We start from the raw sequence: 21,293 nt of genomic DNA, 5'->3' as shown, positions 1-21,293 counted from the left end.
TATGAAAATCACGGACTTGTTAAAATTGGATACAATCATCATCGATCTTCAAAGTGCTACAAAGCAAGCTGTCATTGATGAATTGTCAGGGAAGCTAGCCGAGGCTGACCGATTGAATGATGTGGAGGCATTCAAAGCCGCCATCTTAAAACGTGAAGAACAAAGCACGACAGGAATTGGAGAAGGAATTGCGATCCCTCACGCTAAAACGAGCGCTGTGAAGATACCTGCCATCTGTTTCGGTAGATCTGTGAACGGTGTCGATTACGAATCGCTTGATGGCATGCCTGCACATTTGTTCTTTATGATAGCAGCAAGCGACGGAGCGAATGCCGATCACTTGGAAACCTTATCACGCCTTTCTTCATTATTGATGGATGAACAATTCAGGGCACGCTTGATCTCCGCATCCTCCGGTGAGGAGATCATTGAGATCATCAACCATAAAGAAATGGAAGCCGATGCAGAAGAAGAGAAAGAGCTGCATTCGAGCAATAGTGAAAGAGGTCAAAAAAACGGCAAGGTCCTCGCCGTTACAGCGTGCCCTACAGGGATTGCCCATACCTATATGGCAGCCGATGCGCTCAAGGCGAAAGCGAAGGAAATGGGTATCGACTTCAAAGTGGAAACAAATGGCTCAACAGGAATCAAGAATGCTTTGACCGCTGCAGAAATTGCAGAGGCGGATGCCATCATCGTAGCCGCTGATAAACAGGTGGAGATGGATCGTTTTAATGGGAAGCATGTGATAATCGTTCCGGTTGCCCAAGGAATCCGGAAGACCGAAGAATTGTTGACTAGAGCCGTGAAACAGGATGCGCCTGTTTACAAAGGAACTGGCCATGATAAAAGAGATGAAGCGGACTCAACTAAAAGCGGTCTGAACATTTACAAACACTTAATGAATGGGGTAAGTAATATGCTCCCATTTGTAGTAGGTGGCGGTATCTTGGTTGCGCTTTCTTTCTTTTTTGGAATCGAGGCCGCAGATCCGGCAAATCCGGAGTATAATCCGATTGCCAAAGCATTGAGCGATATCGGAGGGGGAACGAGCGGCGCCTTCTTCCTGCTTGTTCCTGTACTTGCCGGCTTCATCGCTTCCAGTATTGCCGATCGACCAGGCTTTGCCCCTGGTATGGTTGGGGGGCTATTGGCTGCACAGGCCCATGCCGGTTTTCTTGGCGGACTGATTGCCGGTTTCCTTGCTGGTTATGTCGTCTTGCTATTGAAGAAATTGTTTTCAAAGTTACCGCATACCCTTGAGGGAATAAAGCCTGTACTGCTTTATCCTGTTTTTGGGATGTTAATTACCGGATTGATCATGATATTTCTCATCAATGAACCAGTGACGGCCATTAATCAAGGCTTGACCAATTGGCTCCAAGGATTGTCTGGCACGAATGCAATATTCCTTGGGTTGATCCTTGGGGGCATGATGGCAGTGGATATGGGCGGGCCCCTTAATAAAGCGGCTTTCACTTTTGGCATTGCGGCTATCGAAGCTTCAAGCTTTGGACCGCATGCCGCCGTAATGGCCGGCGGAATGGTCCCCCCACTCGGAATTGCTTTGGCGACAACGTTCTTCAAAAGCAAATTCAGTGAAATGGAACGGAAATCAGGCTTTACCAACTACTTTATGGGCGCTTCATTCATTACAGAAGGAGCGATCCCTTTTGCGGCAGCGGATCCACTGCGCGTCATCGTCAGCAGTGTAATCGGTTCAGCGACTGCGGGGGCACTGTCAATGGCTTTTCATGTAACACTGCCTGCACCCCATGGAGGAATATTCGTCGTTCCGCTTGTTAATCATCCATTTCTCTATTTGCTGGCCATCTTAATAGGCTCTCTCATCACTGCTTTACTATTGGGTGTATGGAAAAAGAAACAGCTATGAATAAAAAGGGCGGGTCCAATTTAATTGGACCCGTCTTTTGGATGTTAAAAAGCTTATGTTATTTCATCGCGCTAGAGGCATATTTATAAAGTCCTTGCTTTTTCTTACATGGGCATACCGAGGAAACTTCTTTCATGTCTTCCTGCCAGCCATTCAAGAAAGTTTTGCATTCAGTGCTTGCTTCACACCATTTTCTTTAATGAAAAAAGACTTGCTAACACAAATCGTATATATCAATACGATTACTGACCAAATGAAATTCCCTGTGAAAGGGGGGGAATTATTGTAGAATGAAAGAACACAACTTATCATTCCGAATCCAAAAGAGTATAAAATCATTAACCAAAATCCCCATTTTCTTAAGCTCATATAACCACATATGACGATCAGTGAAAATATCGCCCATGTGATCCTGAATAATCGTTCCGGGAAGAGAGGTAAACCGAATCGCTCCGCCACACTAACATCATTAGCATTTGCATCGAAAAGTATTGCCGTGGCAATCAATACAACCGCGCCAAACAAATAAAAATAGCTAATCAACGTTACGCCTAAAGGTCTTTTCATGTATTCACCTGCTTTATATTTGTTCGAAGGATTCCATGGAAGCGGTTTGTCTTATGAAAACCCTCACACCATTATTGATTTTTATTGGGTCCGGATTGGAAGCAACAGCATTATTTCCATTCCAAAATTTCGATCCGGTTTCCGAAGGGATCTGCTACATAAATGCGGTCTGCTCCAGGTAGCCTCTCATCTTCAATAAACGATATATCGTTTTGGGTTAAATGCTGTTTCAGTCCTGATAGATGTTCAATTTCAAGTGCTGGATGGGCCTTTCGGGCAGGAATGAATGGTTCCTCTATCCCGATATGTATGTTGACCGAACCCGCTTCGAACCATACTCCCCCGTTCACTTTAAGGCTCGCGGGCTTTTCGACTTCCCTCAGCTTTAGAATGCCATGATAAAACTTCCTTGATATGTCCTCGCTACCCTTGGGGGATGCTAATTGGAAATGATCGATCGATTTAAATTGGAAATCCATTATTCTACACTCTCCTTATTCATTATATTTCCAATTTTAAAACGAAAACTACAATAAGGAAAGCTTAATTAATCTATCGGAATTGATAAGCAGGCTTTATCGCCCAATCGAAGACAAAGGCATAAGTTTTACACTACTGGGTATAGAAATAAAAAGAAAAAAAGGAGTGAATGTGAATGCTGAAGAAATATACGTTAAAAACGACAAAAAGGGATGATATGATCGATGTTTCAAAAGATGTGCAGGCTTTCATTTCTGAATGCGGAATTCAAGAGGGCATAGCGCTCATTTATTGCCCGCATACGACGGCTGGAATCACGATCAACGAGAATGCCGATCCGGATGTCAAGAAGGATATGCTTAGAAGGTTGGACGAGCAATATCCTTGGGATCATACCCTGGACTTACATATGGAAGGAAATACGGCGGCACATTTGAAATCAAGTACGGTCGGTTCTTCACAGCAGGTGATCATTCATGGAGGGAATTTGATTCTTGGTACATGGCAGGGTGTGTTTTTTTGTGAATTCGACGGACCGAGAGATAGACAATATTTCATTAAATTGGATGTTGACGGGTGAAATGGAGGATAAAAAATGGAAGATGTTCGAATCGTGGGTAAAAGAGTTAGTTTACGAAATGTGAAGGAAGCCGATTTCAAATGCTTATGGAGCTTGAAATATGGGGAAGCCAATCCGGAATGGAAGAAGTGGGATGCACCGTATTTTCCTTTGGAGCTCGTTGATTTCGCTACGTTTATCGACAAAGAAACGAAGATGAAAGCGTTCGATGAAAAAATAGGGGCTTATTCAGAGCTTTTGCTTGAAATCGACGATCAAATAATAGGTTCCATTGTTTATTACTGGGAACACCAACCTTCACGTTGGCTTGAAATCGGAATTACGATTTTCGATCCAACGTATTGGAATGGAGGCTATGGAACGGAAGCGTTGATTCTGTACATAAGCTACTTGTTTGAAAATATCGAGATCGAAAGGATTGGGCTGACGACCTGGTCAGGCAATCCGCGAATGATGGCTGTTGGGGAAAAGGCAGGTATGCAAATAGAAGGCAGGATGAGAAAATGCCGTTATCATGATGGCGTTTACTATGATTCAATAAGAATGGGACTATTACGTGAAGAATGGGAATCAAATAAGTCCGTGTAATTTTTTCCTTGATTTCCTTGGAAAAAATTTAGCGCTGTTTTCTCTTATATGGTCTGTTATCCTTGGTAGATGCTTAACAAGGAGGTTACAAGATGAAATTATCAGCAATAATAGCCGTGATAATGACTCTAAGCGTCATCGCTATAGGAATCGTTTTTCCTAAAGGAACGACCAGTAAAGCTTCTGATGGAGCAACCAAGCATGTCATCAAACAAGGCGAATCGATATGGGACATTGCCAAGCAGTATGGTGTACCGATCGCGAAGTTGAAAGAAGCCAATCATAATGTCAACAATGTTGCCGAACCTGGTAAAAAATTGATCATTCCACATGTAATGAGTGAAAAAGATAAAGAATTATTAGCAAGGCTTGTGCATGCAGAAGCCAAAGGGGAACCGTACAGAGGTAAGGTGGAAGTCGCAGGTGTAGTATTGAATCGTTTGGACAGTGATGAATTTCCCGATACTGTAAGGGAAGTGATTTACCAAAAAAATCAGTTCTCTCCTGTCGGTGATGGCAGTATCAACCGACCTGCCGGAAAAGACGCCAAGAAGGCCGTTAATGAAGCGTTGGCCATTCATGGCTATACAAATGACGCCTTGTATTTTTGGAATCCAAGCATCTCGGACAGCAAATGGATGAAAAAATTGGAGGTCATCAAAGTCATCGGCGGCCATCATTTTGCCATATAAAGAATTGACTTTGAGTAAACCGGCTCACCCATCATGGGAGGCCGGTTTTTTATTGCCATGAAGCATGTTACTCGATAGTAGCCCACATCTCGCGTGGGTTCAGTTCATAAATGCCGTTTTCCCTATACATGATGCTGCCGATGATGAACTCACGTCTTATCGTTGCGTGATCATCGTGAAAGGAGTGAATGAACGCATTCAGTTCTTTTTCCTCATATTTACGGCCGCTTTCCAAGAGGCTTGCCATATGATAAAGAACGATCAATTTCTTTTTCCTCTGGGCTGGGATGGTTTTTAATCGGCTATCTGCCGTTAGGAAATTTTCAAGGATCTTTTTATGATCTCCTGACAGTTTTTTATTGTCCATATTATTGGATTCCCCCTCATAAGAAATCATTTCAGGTAATGCTCGTGAATAATGCTGAAGCACATCATCTTTCAAATAATAATATACCGAATTTTTTTCCCGCCGATCTCTCACTAAATTGACCTCTTTCAATTTCGTCAAATGGTGTGAAATGGTAGGGGCTGTCAGTTTCAATATGCCTGCAAGTGCCTGGCCCCGTTTTGGACCATTTGCAAGAATGGATATAATCCGTATCCTCGTCACATCACCCATCGTTTTATGGAATGCGACCAATTTTTCAATTTGCACATGGATTCCTCCTGATTAGATTGCTATCTAATTAGATACTAATCTAATCAGTTTCCGATTTCAAGTTAATATTCACTTTTCTACATGGCTTTGACTTAACTGATGTATAATAAAGATATCCAAAATGTTAATGGAAGAGTTAGGAGCTGTAACATGGCCAATACACATGTGTATACAAGAAAAGAAGAAGTGGTCAATGCGATAACTCATGGAATCGGTGCGTTATTAAGCATTGCCGCCCTAGTGTTCTTAATCATTTTCTCTGCCCAGGAAGGACCGGCTTGGCATGTCGTCGTTTCAGTCATCTATGGCGTCTCCATGCTTATTTTATATATTTCATCTACTTTGGTTCATAGCTTTCCGGAGGGGAAAACAAAAGATATCTTTGAAATCTTCGATCATTCAGCGATTTACCTATTCATTGCAGGAACATACACACCCATCATGCTGATTGTGGTTCAAGGATCCCTAGGTTGGACGTTGCTGGGAATCATTTGGGGAGTGGCAATCATTGGCGTCGTCTTCAAGGCGTTCTATGTGAAAAAGTTCTTATTCCTTTCAACGATCCTTTATATCGCCATGGGATGGATGATCGTTATTGTATGGGGACCTCTTACTGCAACGATGCCTTCTGCTGGCATCCAGTTGCTGATTGCTGGGGGGCTGCTTTATACGTTTGGCGCGATATTCTATGTATGGCGCGGTTTTCCTTTCCACCACGCCGTATGGCATGTATTCGTTCTGGGTGGCTCGGTCACGCACTTTTTTGCTGTACTGTTTTATATCATTCCACTATGAGTCATTCCAGCTTCCTTTAATTTGGCATACCTTCGGAAATCTAAAAGGTTTTTTTGTTTTAAAAGACTTCTTTTAGGAAATAGATAAGGTATACAAACTTCTAAGGAGGAAATGACAATGAAAAAAACATGGAAAGTATTATCAGTACCGTTTGCGGCCATGCTAGTTTTGGCTGGGTGTGGGGAAGACAAGGACGAAGTGAAAAATCCACCGGCGCAGGAAAATGAAAATCAAGCAGACACGAATACTGAAACGGGAACGGATAAAAATAATGAAAAGCTACCATTCACATTCAAGGATTTCCAATTGGAAGTCGACTATCCAGGCAATGATAACGACTATGAAGCGGAATATGATACTACAGGGGCCCAAACGGAAGCTTCAATTGAAGACGAAGCGAACAAACACAAAGTTCTTGGTGATGAAGCCATGAAAGAACTGACTCCTATGTTAGAAAAATTGACCTTCACGAAAGATTCCACAGATGAAGAAGTCATTCAAGAAGTGACTAAAGTGTTTAATTTGAAGGATGGCTATGAAGAGTTGGACTTAGAGGTCGTTTTTGATGATGGCACGAAAAAAGAGTATAAAGCGAATAATAAATAACAGAAAGAAAACCTATCCTAAATTGGAAAGCTTGCTTGTATTTCCTCAATGGTTGTCAAAATGCCTATCGTATAGTAGAATGGGTACGTTAGCAAAGGGGATCATATATATTTGCATATTCGGACTTATGGGGATAGGGCCGCAATTTTAAAAAAGATTCTTATCTAAGAGTCTTTTTTTTTTGAGGTTACCGTAAAAAAGAAGGAAGGGTACCGATAAACGGCCCCTTCCTTCTTGCTTTGCCCCGATTTGATATCAACGGGAAAGTGTCGCATTATTTTTGGGAAGCATGTTGGCCGACGCTAACCTGGAACGAATCGTAATTCCAAGCCAAGATGCAAGGAAAGCCTTCAGGACCCCGACAATGATGAATGGAGCAAAACCACTGGCAAATGCCACTGTCCAAGATAGCGAACTCATATACTTCAACCAAATCGTTCCGATTATCAAAGTAAGGATCATTCCGATTATATTTGCAAGGAAGGCCATTGGTACAGTGAAGCGAGTTTTTTCCAATATTAGGCCAGTTATATAGACTGTAGGAATATAGGATAATAAATAACCGCCAGTTGGACCGAAGATTTTGGCTAGACCGCCGGACATTTCGGCGAAGACCGGCACTCCTGCCGCTCCAATGAATAAATATAGCAATACGGAAGAAGTTCCGTAACGCGACCCAAGAATGGTCGCTGCGAGTCCGACAGCCAGTGTCTGGCCTGTAATTGGTACCAATGGAAGTGGGATCGTAATTTGTGCGAGGATCCCGATAAGTGCTGCAAACAAAGCCGTAACCATCATCATTCTTAACTTCTCATGACTTTCCTTCATCGTGCTTCCTCCTATTGTAAACCTATTGATTTTATAGTTAACATATATAGAATTTTAATATGTTCCGCAAGCAGTGTCAATAACAATATGCATCGTGGAACCTCAGGCAAGCAGAAAATGCTCCACTAGTCCGGAAAAAAAGCTTGGAAAAATATCTCCAAGCTCCTTTTGTGATTGATATTCTTAATTTGGCCAACAAAATCGCAGCGGTGGAGGTGCACAAACTTCGGTAATACCGTTCAACAAGGCAGTATGATAGATGTAAAATACTAAGTAAATGTAAGGTATTTTCTAGTTTAGTAGAACGACCCTTCTTTTCTCCAACCCCATGAATCCGTGTTTTCAACTGGTTCATGCTCCACCATTAGATGTAATCTATTCATGTTTTGAACTTCATTTTCAAAAAAGGAAACAACAAGCTGTTGAGGGAGGTAATCTTCATCAATGCAATAGTTTGTCTTCAAAAGAAATGACAGTCATCGGATTAAATGAGTTTTCCATTATTTCCCCTGAAATAAATACACCAAATGCATGCGAGTATCGGCTCGTTGAATCTTTTATGAAACCTGGAGTAACGAAAAATGGATGAAAGCTTCTAAAGGTGGGAGAAAAATGAAACTTTTTGAGCTGTTGTCCGTATTAAAGGTATGCAAAATAATTGGAGGGGATTATAGAAAAAAACATATTCATGAATAGGTTGTAAACGGTCATTCAGGAACGGAAAAGCGGCCTGGAAAAATTAAATTTAAAGGATGAAAAAGATGGAGTTATTTGGAGTTCCATTAGAGACAATCTATTTATATGGGTTAATTATTTTCGGGGGGCTAACATTCTTATTTATTTTGTTTAATGATATATTCTCTGGCCTTGAATTGCCCGATATATTTAATCCGACACTCATTTTCAGTTTTTTAACGGTCTTTTTTGCAAGTGGTTTTTTGCTTGAATCGGTTACAGGACTGAATAGTGCGGGGATTGCCGTGATTTCCCTGCTAATTTCAGTTTCGATCGTCACCCTGTTGAACGTATTTGTGTTGATTCCCATTTCATCAGCGGAGGAGAGCTTAACCTTTCATGACAATGATTTGAGAGGCAGGGTCGGCAGGGTCCTGACATCAGTACCCGTTAATGGATTTGGGGAGGTCTTGATCGAAAGCATCAGTGGAAGCATTGCGAAGACTGCGGCCAGTTATAAGAATGAAGAAATTGTTTCGGATACAAAAGTCTTGATCATCGAAGTGAAAAACGGGGTAATCTATGTTATGCCCCACGAGAATGAATAACGGGTAGGAGGTCTTTTATGTTTAGTTTAATTTGGATTGTTGTGGCCATTGTGGCATTTTTATTGATCGCACTTATTGCTGTTTTTGTGACGAAATACCGTACTGCCGGCCCTGATGAGGCATTGATCGTAACCGGAAGCTATTTGGGAAGCAAAAATGTTCATGTTGACGAATCGGGAAATAAAATAAAGATTGTCCGCGGCGGGGGTGCTTTCGTGCTGCCTGTGTTCCAGCAAGCTGAACCATTAAGCTTGCTATCTAGCAAACTTGAGGTCTCGACACCAGAGGTATATACGGAACAGGGCGTTCCTGTCATGGCGGATGGTGTCTCTATTATCAAGATTGGCGGTTCGATCACGGACATTGCCACAGCGGCTGAACAGTTTCTCGGTAAATCGAAAGATGACCGTGAACAAGAGGCACGCGAGGTGTTGGAAGGTCATCTTCGTTCCATCCTTGGTTCGATGACTGTCGAGGAAATTTATAAAAACCGTGAAAAGTTTTCCCAGGAAGTGCAAAGGGTGGCCTCGCAGGATTTAGCCAAAATGGGGCTCATTATCGTATCGTTCACGATTAAAGATGTCCGGGATAAAAACGGATACCTGGAATCCCTTGGTAAGCCAAGGATCGCCCAAGTGAAGCGGGATGCCGATATCGCTACAGCTGAAGCAGAGAAGGAAACGCGAATCAAGCGGGCCGAAGCATCGAAGGAAGCCCAGCGCGCCGAGCTTGAAAGGGCGACTGAAATAGCTGAAGCCGAAAAAATCAACAAACTGAAGGTTGCGGAATTCAGGCGTGAGCAGGATATCGCCAAAGCCCGGGCTGACCAAGCTTACGATCTTGAAACCGCCCGTTCCAAACAGGATGTAACCGAGCAGGAAATGCAAATCAGGATCATCGAACGGCAAAAGCAAATCGAGCTGGAAGAAAAAGAGATCCTTCGCCGTGAAAAGCAATATGATTCCGAAGTGAAGAAGAAGGCGGATGCCGACCGTTATGCAGTCGAGCAGGCTGCTTCCGCAAATAAAATGAAGCAGATAACGGAAGCGGATGCGGATAAATATAAAATCGAAGCCATGGCACAAGCGGAAGCGGAACGCGTTCGTATGGACGGCCTTGCAAAAGCGGACGCCCAAAGGGCACAGGGTACGTCCGAAGCGGAAATCATCCGCTTGAAAGGGGTGGCAGAGGCCGAGGCCAAGCAGAAGATCGCCGAAGCCTTCGAACAGTTCGGTCAGGCTGCCGTCATGGACATGATCCTGAAAATGCTGCCGGAGTACGCCAAACAAGTGGCAAGCCCGCTTAGCAATATCGACAAAATTACTGTCGTGGATACAGGCGGAAGCGGTGCAAGCGGCGGGGCCAATAAAGTGACGGGCTATGCCACGAATTTAATGGCCACATTGCAGGAGTCACTAAAGGCATCTTCAGGCATTGATGTCAAAGACTTGCTTGAGAATTTCTCGGGGAAGCGCAATATATCAGTAGCGGCCATCAAACAAGAAAATCCTGAAGTGAACATGGATATGGTAGCAGGCAAGGAAGAATAACCGGAGGAAATAAAAAGGTATCGGAGTGAGGATCATTCCGATACCTTTTTATATTGTTTTGGCAAAGAGACGCTGAGGTTATACAAGATGTTTATGAAATCAATCGTTTTAACTAAATCCGTTACAAGGCTTTCAAAAACATGACAAAAGTGAGAGAACCAGAAGGTGAATTTTCGTGTGTGCTGAACTTAAGCTCACTGGAGTTACTGATCTCGAAGCACTAAAGCGAAACTCTCGGTTATGATACGTAAGACCTTATCTCCAGCTTTGGCCGTTCCATAACGATTAACGAAGCTGCTGAATCAAGTAAAACGACATACAGCTATGACATCACAAATTTGGTGGATTTTTATTTGGGAAAAGGAAGAGGGTAATGGTGCTCAAAAGAAAATTAAAAATTTTAACTGGTACTAGTGTTAAAATTTCAGCCAAACCCACATTCATCACCGTATCGTTGTATAATGTGATCTCATGCTATTACTTCAATTTTAGCTTGAATTTAAGCTTGTTATAATTGTTTTAAATCTTTTGTACAAGTGTGCACAATAGCACTTAATGTAAGAAGAAATTATCTCCTAAGTAATAAATAAGCTCATAGATGTTCAGAAAGGCTAAGATATACAGTTCCCATTTCTTAAAATGCAATATGATGTGTTTTAAGGAGTGATGATCATGCCATGGCAACAAAAAACCAGGTTTTTTGTTGGTCAGCCTGTAGGAATTTCATTAGCAAACGGACAAGGGACTTCAGATGTATTGTGCGGTACATCTGACAATAAGCTTCTTGTCATTGAATATCGGTAACAAGCTCAATTTGCCTTAAAGCAATATGATTTTCAACTGATTCAGGATATAAATGGATTTCCAGCTTGTCAGAACCCGCAGCCTTTATATTAATGAAACGTCCCACCATAGAGTTTTTTTACGTTTTAATATGTGTCAATTCTAAAATAAGTCCTAATGAACTAACGGGTGCGTTAGCTGAAGATCGGAGCTGTCTTTATGGCGGCTTTTTTTATGCAATTATAGGGGCAGGTTAGTCCAAGAACGGTGGATAGGTAAAAGAACAAGTTGACAATATTATCATTGGAAGGTATATTCGTAAACATGACGTTAACGTCATGTTAATAGGAGTGATATGTTATGGAAAAACGCATGCGTATTGGGGAGCTGGCAAGGCGAGCTGGAGTAACTCAACGTACTGTTCGACACTATGAGAGCATAAAACTCATGCCTTCGGGTGAGCGTGAAGGAAATGGACAGTATTATTATACGGAGGAATCTCTTGAACGTCTCCGGAAAATTGATCAATTAAAGAAATTGGGTCTGAGCCTGGATGAAATGCGTGAAGTCGTTCAGCTATATTTTATCGATCCTAGTGGAGTACAATCAAAACGGAAAGCTCTTTCCATCCTTCGTCAGCATCTAACTGAAACGGATCAGAGACTCAGTGAATTAGAGCAATTTCGTGGGGAAATTCAGTCTCTAATTGGCCACTTTGAGCGCTGGTTCGAAAAAAGAGAAGGTGAATAACCTTTTCTTAACCTAAACATGACGTTTACGTAACTCGTAATGTATTTTTGGGTTGCAACTTATATTTGGAGGCAAAGATAAAAGAATTTATCCATATTAAGGAAAAGAGTCTGGTGTAGATAAAAATAAGTATGATAAATTCAGGAGGTATTAATATGAAAGATCAAACAAACGAAAGAGATATATCCAGGCTAGGACTTGGCTGCGGTCGTATGTCCAATGCCAATTCTGACAGAGTTGAAAGCATAGCCACCATTCATGCTGCCCTAGATGCTGGAATCTCTCATATTAACACGGCGGATTTCTATACCAGTGGTCATAACGAAATGCTGATTGGTGAAGCACTCAAGGGTTACCATAGGGAAAAGGCTTTTTTATCTGTGAAATTTGGAGCATTAGTGGCTCCTGATGGCAAGATGTATGGTCTGGATGTTAGACCTCAACATATTAAAAACTATTTAACGTATTCACTTAAACGATTAGGCGTGGACTATATCGACCTATATCAACCGGCAAGAATTGACCTAGCTATCCCTGTTGAAGAAACGATAGGTGTCATTTCCGACATGGTTAAGGCTGGATACGTCAAACATATCGGAATGACTCAATTGGATGCTGAGACTCTTAGAAAGGCGCATTCCGTTCATCCAATCAGTTTGGTCGAATACCAATATTCTCTTTTCAATCGCAGCATTGAGAAGGATATTTTGCCGACTGCAAGGGAATTAGGAATCGATGTTGTGGCATTTGGGACACTGGCTCATGGGCTTCTTGGCGGTACTATGTCAAAAGACAAGGTCGATCAAAGCAATGCCTACATCCCATTGTTTCATAAAGGAAATATAGACAAAAATCTTTCTCTTGTTGAAGTATTACGTCAAATAGCTGTAGAAAAACAAATGACGGTAGCGCAGCTTGCGGTAGCGTGGGTGTTAGTCAAAGGCAAAGATATAATACCGTTAATTGGTGCCAGAAAAGTAGATCAGCTTAAGGAATCAATAAAATCTCTTAATGTACATCTAAATGAAAGTGATGTAAAAAGAATTGAAGGAGCTATTCCAGTAACTGAGATTGCCGGTGGTAGTTTTCCTCAGATGCAATTTAAAAATGGAATGGTGGTTCATTAATAAACATTTTTATACAGGTCTTCCTTTATTTTTTAGTAATAAACAAAGAGTTTGTGAAGTAAGTTACTTAAACTAACGGGTGCGTTAGCTGTAGATCGGAGCGGCCTTAAGGCAGCTTTTCTTATGAACCATCGAGGCTGGATAGATCAGCTCTTTTTCTTTATATGGTAAAGGAAAGGAATGGTCAGACAGGCAGGCAGGTTAATTTAATGCTCCACTGTAAAAGGTTTAGTGGAATAAAGGGTAAAAAGAATGCCGTATTTCCCACTTTACTTAAACTAAGGATTCTTTTGTATATTCAAGGACATGAATGCATGCTTTTTTTCATACTCTATTTTAGAGGTGAGAAAATGGCAAGAGTAGCTTACCGAAGTGCAGACGTTGATTTAATGGCAAGAATGATGAGGGCGGAAGCTGAAGGCGAAGGAAACCAAGGGATGCTATATGTTGGAAATGTGATTGTTAACCGTGTTGTTGCGGACTGTACGGACTTTAATGAATTGAAAACAGTTCGTGATGTCATTTTTCACGTACAGGGAGGCAATTACTCATTTGAAGCTGTCCAAAAAGGTAATGTATTTTATCAAAGACCGAGAGAATCTGAAAGAAGGTTAGCAAGGAGAAATTTGGATTCTTGGAGAGAGCACCCAGCAAAATTTGCTCTTTGGTACTTTAATCCATACGGTCCATGCCCTTCAACCTGGTACAACCAACCCTTTACTGGTCAATTTAAACAACATTGTTTTTATGAACCAGCACCTGGAACATGTGCGAGTGTTTATATCGGCTAGTGAAAGTAGGACCATTAATAATGGTCCTTTTTTATTAGTTAAGCATAATAATTGGTCCGCGAAATGATCAATCCAAACAAATGTTTACCACGATAAAATGCTAAAGGAGACAGACGTTTCAATTCTTTATGGATTGAACTCGCACTGCATTGAATAAGAATAAAATTCAAGATATTTCCTCAAACTAAAGTGAAAAAACTTTAAGGGTGAAATTGAATGAGTAAAAAAGATTTGCAGGAAACCATTCAAGAAAATATTAGCGATATAAAGAAAACATTTCATCATACATCTGATCTTATCGTTAGAAAGATAAAAACGGGCTTCAAGAGTTCTGTCGAAATCAACATTGTCTATTTGGATGGAATTATTGATAAAGACCTCATACAGGACTATGTTGTCAAACCATTATTGGAGCCTTTCAAGACTGTAAAGTGTAATGAATCACTTACTGATCAAATTAACGAAAGATTGATTGAAGCTGCTGATGTGAAAACCACGACTCAGTACATTGACGTAATAGAAGCTATCGTAAAAGGAAATACCATTATATTGATTAATGGCCATCGAAAAGGAATTATCGTACCATCAGCCAATTGGAAGGAAAGAAGTCTTGAAGAATCACTAGGGGAACGTTCTCAAATGGGTCCCATTGTTGGACTGACAGAACAAATGAAAACAAATATTAATATGTTAAGAAGTACCATTAAAACTCCCGATTTCTGTGTAGAAACAATGGAATTTGGAACATTCTCGAAAACAGACGTTTCAATATTATTTATAGAAGGGATTGTGGATAAAGGAATTTTAAAAGAAGTACGAAAGAGGCTAAGAAGCCTAAAAATAAAATATTTGCTAAATTCAAAAGTTGTGGAAGATGTATTGGAAGGAAAACCAAGAACCATTTTCAATTTAGCAAGAACTTCAGGACGAATTGATGGAGTTGTATCCTCATTATATGAAGGAAAAGTAGCAATTATAGTGGATGGTTTCCCTAGTGCAATTATTGCACCTACACTTTTTATCGATTTATTACAGGCGCCAGATGAGTATCACGTAAAAGCGGGTCGCTTTTCAAATCGAATAATAAGAATGATTTGCTTTTTCTTAGCTGTATACCTACCTGGTGTTTATATCGCGATAGCAAATTTTCATAAAGGAGATTTAACTAATAAAATATCGAAGGCACTCATAACTAAAAATGAGTTATTACCAACCTTTTGGGAAATAGCGCTTCTCTTATTTATCATAAAAATCTTATTGGATGCATCTTATCGTATTCCGAAGGCTTCAGTGATTTTGCTTTCCTTGATCGGAACCATCGTAATAGGGGAAACAGCTGTTACGGCAAAACTAATTCATCCACTTAGTCTCATAATCGTAGGTATAACGACTATTTCTAGTTTTCTACTCGCCAATAGAGGAATGCTAGCTGCTGAAAGTACTTTAAGATCGCTTTTTTTGATTATTGCTTATTTTTATGGATTTAATGGTTTAATCATCGCTGCAACAATAAAAATAATTTATATGGCAAGACTTAAATCTTTAGGTGTTCCCTATCTTTCTCCTTTGCTTCCGTTCAGGATACAGGAATGGAAAGATACAATATATAGGGGAGATTTACAGACACTAATTAATAGTAAACACACTTATCCTGAGGAGAATGATTGATTCATTTTTTTTGTTGTTTTGGTTTCATCTTGCAAACCTATGGCTGTGGTGAGAAAGAATACAAGACAATGTCAGCTATTCTCCATTCTACGAAAAACCTCGTTGAAATTCAGCGAGGTTTAGGCTTATCCATATGTTCTGATTTGTTTACTCCCACTATTGAATCGTGACAGTTCATTGTTATGACAAGAAATCTCCCAAGTCCCTCCCCATAAAAAGAGCCCTAGGATCACTCTTCTCAAAGGGATTAACTTGCAGTCACTTCAAAAAATTTAGTGAAATCGGTTATGATTCCATCGCTTCCCAGGTGTTTTTCTTCGAATAACGAGCGATTTTTACCGAATGGATCGATGGCGATGATCTTGCCGATTCCTGCTTTCTTCGCTGCTGTAAGTCCCGAAAAAGCATCTTCAATTACTAAGCATTCAATTGGTAAAAGCCCTAATTTCTTCGCCGCTATAATGAATATATCCGGTTCCGGCTTGCCAGGGAAGCTCCCGTCATCAAAGGTCACTTTGTCAAAATCGAACCACTGGTCCAATTGAAAAATATCAAAGTAAAATTGAACATTTTCCTTTACCGTAGCGGTCGCAATGGTAATGGGCATTCCTGAAGCTTTCAGCTGATTTAACATGTCCACGAGGCCATTGGTCAGCTTTAGTTCATCCTTGTTCTTCAGGCATAATTCCCTGTAGTACGCTTCTTTTTCAAAAGACATCTTTTCGATTTGCGCATTTGTCAACTCTTTTGAGATAAAATGGGTAAGGATTTCCTTATTCGTTCTTCCATGAATGTTAAGCAAAATTTCTGTATCCGATATTGCCTTTGGGGAATATTTCTTTACCATGTAAAACCATGCTTCTTCGTGAATATGCGAATCTAGAAACATGGTGCCATTAAAATCAAAAATAATTCCTTTCAATGAACTACCCCTCCCTTTTCTATTCATTTTTTTCTGCGATTTTGATATCTACATATTGCTCGTAATGGGCTAGGACATCCTTCACAACGTTATCATCAGTAATCAGATAATCCATATCATGTAAATCATAGAAAACGTAAAAATCTTCTCGATTGAATTTTTTATTGTCTACTAACAAAAATTTGGTTCGAGAATTATTCAGCGCAATTTGATGTGCTTCTCCTTCTTCGACACTATAAGTAGAGATTTCATCATTATGAATGCCATTTGCACTAATGAATGCCTTCGTGAAATTGAATTTTTGCAAAGTATTATTGGCAATAGGCCCAACGAAAGCACCAGTGTTTTTTCTATAGTCGCCGCCAATCAGGATAATATCTGCCGCTTCGCAATGCGTTAAAATATTGAATACAGGATAGTTATTCGTAATAATCCTGATTCGTTTGTTCAATAGATATTTGGCTAAAAGTTCAATTGTAGTGCCTGGTCCGAGAAAAACCGTATCGCCGTCTTCTACATACGATGCAGCCAGCTCTGCAATTTTACCTTTTGCTTCTACTTGAACACCAAGTTTTTCATGATGTGATAACTCTCGATCTATTGAGTGGGAAATACTCTGCGCACCGCCATGGATGCGAACGATTTTCCCGGCTTTGTCAAGTTCCTCTAGATCTCTTCTAACTGTCATATCGGAAACATCCAGTTCATCCATGATGTCATTCACCGTAATGATTCCTTTGGAGTTAACGATATCGATGATCTTTAATAACCGTTCTTTTTTTAACACATCTAATCACCTCAACTTTAAACACAATTTATCATAGAAGAGAAACATAGGTCAATAAAAAAACAAAAACAAACATTTATAAAGAGCGCTAAACGATCCTGTTCTTATCGTGATAAACAGTGATTAACTTAATAATTAATCGCTTACATTTTTTGAAAAATCTATTGACAATCATTTTGTATACGCTTACGATAAACAAAAGTTAACAAAAACAAACATTTTTTAACTAGCTTGTATAAACTTTCATTAGGAGGATTCAAGTAATGCTGAAATTACCAAGTGATTTTATTTTAGGCGGTGCCACAGCAGCGTATCAAGCAGAAGGTGCAACAAAAGAAGGCGGAAAAGGACCTGTTGCTTGGGATGAATTTTTAGAAAAGCAAGGAAGATTCAGTCCTGATCCTGCAAGTGATTTTTATCATCAATACCCGGAAGATATAAAGCTATGTAAAAAATTTGGCATAAATGGCATTCGCCTTTCCATTGCTTGGACAAGAATTTTTCCAAATGGCTCAGGAGAAGTCAATCAGCAAGGCGTCGATTTCTATCATGATGTTTTCGCAGAATGCCAAAAACATAACATCGTTCCTTTTGTTACGCTCCATCATTTCGATACACCAAAAGAATTATTCGATAAAGGTGATTTTTTAAATCGAGAAACACTAGAAGCTTTTGTTGACTATGCAGAGTTTTGTTTTAATGAATTTACCGAAGTTAGAAACTGGAGTACGTTTAATGAAATCTATCCTGTTGCGACAAACCAGTATTTACTCGGTGTGTTTCCTCCATCTATCAAAAGCGACTTCACAAAGATCATTCAATGCTTACATAATATGATGGTGGCGCATGCAATGACGGTTAACCTATTCAAGGAAAATAACTATCCTGGTGAAATTGGCGTCGTCCACTCGTTGGAAACAAAATACCCTGCCAGTGACTCAGAAGAAGACCGTCATGCCTGTTTCCTGGATGACGCGTTATCAGTCAGGTTTCTCCTTGATGCTACTTACCTCGGTTATTATTCTGAGAAAACCATGCTTGCACTGGATGAAATCTGTCAGGCAAATGGTGCGAAATACGAGTTTTTGGACAGTGATTTTGAAATCATGAAAAAAGCTTCAACACGAAATGATTATCTCGGCATCAATCATTATCAATGCCATTTCGTTAAAGCATACGACGGAGAGACCATGATTCATCATAATGGCACCGGCGACAAAGGAACCTCGGTTTATAAAGTAAGAGGGATTGGTGAAAGGATTTACAAAGAAGGATTGAAAAGAACGGATTGGGACTGGCTCATCTATCCTGAAGGGATGTATGACATTCTTCTGCGTATTAAACAAGATTATCCAGATTATAACAAAATATACATTACTGAAAATGGCATGGGCTATAAAGATGAATTCGAAGACGGAATCATCATGGACAAACCAAGAATTGAATATTTAAAAGTTTATTTGGAAGCCATTAGTAAAGCTATCACTGATGGTGTCAAAGTAAAAGGGTATTTTTTATGGTCCTTAATGGATTTATTTTCTTGGACAAACGGTTATAACAAACGTTATGGTCTTTTCTACGTCGATTTTGAAACCCAAAAACGATATCCGAAAGAATCCGCCTACTGGTACAAGCTTGTAAGTGAAACGAAAACGATCGTTTAATTTTCACGCATGATGCAAAGAGTCTCTTTTCATCATGCGTTGCCAAAAACTATGAAATCGCTATTGGAGGTCACTTATATGAATAAAGAAGAAATACAAATGCTCGGTTTTGAAATTGTTGCTTATGCTGGGGATGCTAGAAGTTCATTATTAACATTACTAAAAGAAGTGCGTGCCGGAAACTTTGATAATGTGGAGGCAGGCCTAAAAAGTGCCGATGAAAACTTACATCTCGCCCACAATGCACAGACGAAGATTCTATCGGAAGAAGCCGCAGGAAAAGATATGGATATAGGATTTATTTTCATACACGGCCAAGACCACTTAATGACAACTTTGCTTCTTCGTGAACTCATCCAAGATTTTATTGAACTCTATCGTAAAAACCGTTAATTTGGAGGGGAAGTAATGAACGGTGTAATCAAGCAAATCGAAAAAGGGAAACCTTTTTTTGAAAAAATTTCAAGAAACATTTATTTAGGGGCAATTCGTGACGGTTTTCTAGCCGCCATGCCGGTCATATTGTTTGCGAGTATTTTTATTCTTGTTGCGGCTGTACCGGAAGTATTCGGTTATATTTGGCCTGAAAAGGTATCCACCTGGCTTTGGAAAGTGTACAACTATTCAATGGGAATCGTGGGACTGCTTGTTTCTGCCACAACGGCAAGATCTCTGAGTGAATCGGTAAATCGCAGAATGCCAAAAAATCAGTATATTAACTCTACTTCCACAATGCTCGCTTCCATCGTTGGTTTTTTAGTTTTAAGTGTTACTCAAATCGATGGCGGTTTTTCATCGGAATATCTCGGTACAAAAGGTCTTTTAGCCGCTTTTGTATCTGCTTTCATTACGGTCAATCTCTATAAGTTCTGTGCACTTAAAAATATAACGATTAAAATGCCGAAAGAAGTTCCAGGAACGATTTCTCAAACGTTTAAGGATGTCTTTCCATTCGCCTTTTCCGTTCTAGCCATGGTTATCATGGATTTAATCGTTAGAAGTACACTTGGGGTCCCATTTGCAGAAGCACTCGCTACTCTGCTGTCTCCGTTATTCACAGCTGCTGATGGGTATCTAGGAATCTGTATCATTTGGGGAATGATGGCACTATTTTGGTTTGCCGGGGTACACGGACCTTCTATAGTAGAGCCAGCTATTGCCGCCATTATTTACGCTAATGTAGCCACAAACTTACAGCTTCATAATGCCGGTGAGCAAGCATCCAACGTGCTTACGGTCGGACTTGGAAACTTTGTCGGTACTATGGGAGGGACCGGTGCTACCCTTGTCGTTCCGTTTATTTTCCTTCTTCTTGCTAGATCAAAACAGCTGAAAGCAGTCGGAAAAGCATCCGTAGTACCAGTGTGTTTTGCCGTTAATGAACCGCTTTTATTTGCTGCACCAATGATCTTGAATCCTTATTTCTTCATTCCTTTTTTACTAACGCCAATGATTAATGTTTGCTTGTTCAAGTTTTTCGTTGACGTTATCGGGATGAACAGCTTCATTTATGTCCTGCCATGGGCAACACCAGCACCAATTGGCTTAATACTTGGTACAGGCATGGGACTCTGGGCTTTGGTTCTTGCTGTCTTATTAATTGTCGTCGATTTCCTTATTTACCTTCCGTTCTGTAAAGCTTATGACAACGAATTGCTGGCAAAAGAAGCGAAAAATGCTGAATTGGAAGCAGCTGTTGGAGTTTCCCAAGCAGGGCAACCTGCAATGGTCGGTGCAACAGGGACTGATACATTCGCTATCATGAACAACAATGCTCAAGTGGAGGAATCAGCACCAACGCTGGAGAAAAGCATCAACGTCTTGGTACTGTGTGCCGGAGCGGGAACAAGTGCCATGTTAGCTAATGCATTAACGGAAGGCGCTAAACAATACAATGTCCCGATCACTGCATCAGCAGGTGCTTACGGTTCTCATTACGAGATCATGAAAGACTTCGATATGGTGATTTTAGCTCCGCAAGTAGGTTCATATTATGATGACATTAAAGAAGACACAGACCGATTAAACATTAAGCTCGCTGCCACAAAAGGGGCAGAATATATCAATCTCACTAGAAATTCGCAAAAAGCCATTGATTTTGTCCTGGAACAGGCTGCCTTCGTTCATTACATCATCATTGGCGACTGCCCTTGTACCGGCAGTCAGTGAGGCACGGACGACCGGGAACTTCCTGCTCGTTGAACACAGGCTGCAGCAGGCACTGAAAATCACGTTTATCACAGGCTGCTTAGCCGTCGTCATTTTGTTCATCTTTGCCGA

The 21,293-nt window shown here is 40.5% G+C and carries 21 protein-coding genes and 2 pseudogenes; 17 read left to right on the top strand and 6 right to left on the bottom strand.

Annotated features, from left to right (window positions below):
• The first annotated feature begins 1 nt into the window (after position 1).
• Positions 2-1,894 carry a PTS fructose transporter subunit IIABC gene (locus CVN76_RS10390; RefSeq protein ID WP_100531192.1) on the top strand — a complete coding sequence of 631 codons (1,893 nt, stop codon included), beginning with the start codon at positions 2-4 and terminating at the stop codon, positions 1,892-1,894.
• A 153-nt stretch (positions 1,895-2,047) separates the two neighbouring features.
• Here the strand turns inward: CVN76_RS10390 and CVN76_RS10385 are convergent, their stop codons facing one another.
• Positions 2,048-2,461, bottom strand: a complete 414-nt coding sequence (locus CVN76_RS10385; protein ID WP_100531191.1) for a hypothetical protein — start codon at positions 2,459-2,461, stop codon at positions 2,048-2,050.
• A 110-nt stretch (positions 2,462-2,571) separates the two neighbouring features.
• Entirely contained in the window at positions 2,572-2,940 is a 369-nt protein-coding gene (locus CVN76_RS10380) for a glyoxalase (protein ID WP_100531190.1), read from the bottom strand.
• 176 nt (positions 2,941-3,116) lie between these two features.
• On the opposite strand from CVN76_RS10380, the gene CVN76_RS10375 reads away from it, so the two are divergent.
• The 3 genes from CVN76_RS10375 (at position 3,117) to CVN76_RS10365 (ending at position 4,801) form a co-directional block, all read left to right on the top strand.
• On the top strand, positions 3,117-3,521 hold the full coding sequence (locus CVN76_RS10375) for a secondary thiamine-phosphate synthase enzyme YjbQ (protein ID WP_100531189.1): 405 nt from the start codon (positions 3,117-3,119) through the stop codon (positions 3,519-3,521).
• A gap of 15 nt (positions 3,522-3,536) precedes the next feature.
• Positions 3,537-4,109: a GNAT family N-acetyltransferase gene (locus tag CVN76_RS10370; protein WP_100531188.1), complete on the top strand. Its 573-nt coding sequence runs from the start codon at positions 3,537-3,539 to the stop codon at positions 4,107-4,109.
• A gap of 92 nt (positions 4,110-4,201) precedes the next feature.
• On the top strand, positions 4,202-4,801 hold the full coding sequence (locus tag CVN76_RS10365) for a cell wall hydrolase (protein ID WP_061140490.1): 600 nt from the start codon (positions 4,202-4,204) through the stop codon (positions 4,799-4,801).
• Positions 4,802-4,868: 67 nt separating this feature from the next.
• Here CVN76_RS10365 and CVN76_RS10360 read toward each other — a convergent pair whose 3' ends face one another.
• Entirely contained in the window at positions 4,869-5,456 is a 588-nt protein-coding gene (locus CVN76_RS10360; RefSeq protein ID WP_100531187.1) for a DUF2087 domain-containing protein, read from the bottom strand.
• A gap of 153 nt (positions 5,457-5,609) precedes the next feature.
• On the opposite strand from CVN76_RS10360, the gene trhA reads away from it, so the two are divergent.
• Together trhA and CVN76_RS10350 are read left to right on the top strand one after the other, a co-directional pair.
• Positions 5,610-6,254: a PAQR family membrane homeostasis protein TrhA gene (trhA, locus tag CVN76_RS10355; RefSeq protein ID WP_100531186.1), complete on the top strand. Its 645-nt coding sequence runs from the start codon at positions 5,610-5,612 to the stop codon at positions 6,252-6,254.
• A 117-nt stretch (positions 6,255-6,371) separates the two neighbouring features.
• Positions 6,372-6,860, top strand: a complete 489-nt coding sequence (locus CVN76_RS10350; protein WP_157805632.1) for a YusW family protein — start codon at positions 6,372-6,374, stop codon at positions 6,858-6,860.
• A gap of 255 nt (positions 6,861-7,115) precedes the next feature.
• On the opposite strand, the gene CVN76_RS10345 is transcribed toward CVN76_RS10350, so the two are convergent.
• Positions 7,116-7,688: a biotin transporter BioY gene (locus CVN76_RS10345; protein ID WP_100531184.1), complete on the bottom strand. Its 573-nt coding sequence runs from the start codon at positions 7,686-7,688 to the stop codon at positions 7,116-7,118.
• A gap of 761 nt (positions 7,689-8,449) precedes the next feature.
• Between CVN76_RS10345 and CVN76_RS10340 the strand changes: the two genes are divergently transcribed.
• The 7 genes and pseudogenes from CVN76_RS10340 to CVN76_RS10310 all read left to right on the top strand — a co-directional run bounded on the left by CVN76_RS10340 (position 8,450) and on the right by CVN76_RS10310 (position 15,640).
• Positions 8,450-8,971 (top strand): NfeD family protein, encoded by a 522-nt coding sequence (locus CVN76_RS10340; RefSeq protein ID WP_100531183.1) that lies wholly within the window; start codon positions 8,450-8,452, stop codon positions 8,969-8,971.
• Positions 8,972-8,988: 17 nt separating this feature from the next.
• Positions 8,989-10,521, top strand: a complete 1,533-nt coding sequence (locus tag CVN76_RS10335) for a flotillin family protein (protein WP_061140496.1) — start codon at positions 8,989-8,991, stop codon at positions 10,519-10,521.
• 672 nt (positions 10,522-11,193) lie between these two features.
• Positions 11,194-11,418, top strand: a pseudogene (locus CVN76_RS10330) (hypothetical protein).
• Between the two features lie 246 nt (positions 11,419-11,664).
• Positions 11,665-12,054, top strand: a complete 390-nt coding sequence (locus tag CVN76_RS10325) for a MerR family transcriptional regulator (RefSeq protein WP_100531182.1) — start codon at positions 11,665-11,667, stop codon at positions 12,052-12,054.
• A 155-nt stretch (positions 12,055-12,209) separates the two neighbouring features.
• Positions 12,210-13,181 carry an aldo/keto reductase gene (locus CVN76_RS10320; protein WP_100531181.1) on the top strand — a complete coding sequence of 324 codons (972 nt, stop codon included), beginning with the start codon at positions 12,210-12,212 and terminating at the stop codon, positions 13,179-13,181.
• A gap of 350 nt (positions 13,182-13,531) precedes the next feature.
• A complete protein-coding gene (locus tag CVN76_RS10315; protein ID WP_061140499.1) occupies positions 13,532-13,972 on the top strand; it encodes a cell wall hydrolase in 441 nt (146 codons plus the stop codon).
• 216 nt (positions 13,973-14,188) lie between these two features.
• Positions 14,189-15,640 (top strand): spore germination protein, encoded by a 1,452-nt coding sequence (locus tag CVN76_RS10310; RefSeq protein ID WP_100531180.1) that lies wholly within the window; start codon positions 14,189-14,191, stop codon positions 15,638-15,640.
• Positions 15,641-15,887: 247 nt separating this feature from the next.
• On the opposite strand, the gene CVN76_RS10305 is transcribed toward CVN76_RS10310, so the two are convergent.
• Positions 15,888-16,562, bottom strand: a complete 675-nt coding sequence (locus CVN76_RS10305; RefSeq protein WP_100531179.1) for an HAD family hydrolase — start codon at positions 16,560-16,562, stop codon at positions 15,888-15,890.
• Between the two features lie 19 nt (positions 16,563-16,581).
• Complete coding sequence (locus CVN76_RS10300) at positions 16,582-17,349, bottom strand: DeoR/GlpR family DNA-binding transcription regulator (RefSeq protein WP_100531178.1); 768 nt, start codon at positions 17,347-17,349, stop codon at positions 16,582-16,584.
• A gap of 263 nt (positions 17,350-17,612) precedes the next feature.
• Here CVN76_RS10300 and lacG point away from each other — a divergent pair, with 263 nt between their 5' ends.
• The 4 genes and pseudogenes from lacG to CVN76_RS32360 all read left to right on the top strand — a co-directional run.
• On the top strand, positions 17,613-19,013 hold the full coding sequence (gene lacG, locus CVN76_RS10295) for a 6-phospho-beta-galactosidase (protein WP_100531177.1): 1,401 nt from the start codon (positions 17,613-17,615) through the stop codon (positions 19,011-19,013).
• Between the two features lie 78 nt (positions 19,014-19,091).
• Positions 19,092-19,406, top strand: a complete 315-nt coding sequence (locus tag CVN76_RS10290) for a PTS lactose/cellobiose transporter subunit IIA (protein WP_061140346.1) — start codon at positions 19,092-19,094, stop codon at positions 19,404-19,406.
• A gap of 15 nt (positions 19,407-19,421) precedes the next feature.
• On the top strand, positions 19,422-21,182 hold the full coding sequence (locus tag CVN76_RS10285; RefSeq protein WP_100531176.1) for a PTS lactose transporter subunit IIBC: 1,761 nt from the start codon (positions 19,422-19,424) through the stop codon (positions 21,180-21,182).
• A pseudogene (locus tag CVN76_RS32360) lies at positions 21,127-21,293 on the top strand (stage V sporulation protein B); the annotation flags it as partial. The gene CVN76_RS10285 and the pseudogene CVN76_RS32360, both read left to right, overlap by 56 nt.

Source organism: Bacillus sp. mrc49 (assembly GCF_002803435.1).
The sequence above is the reverse complement of the archived record's forward strand: the minus strand, read 5'-3'. Positions and strand labels throughout refer to the sequence as shown.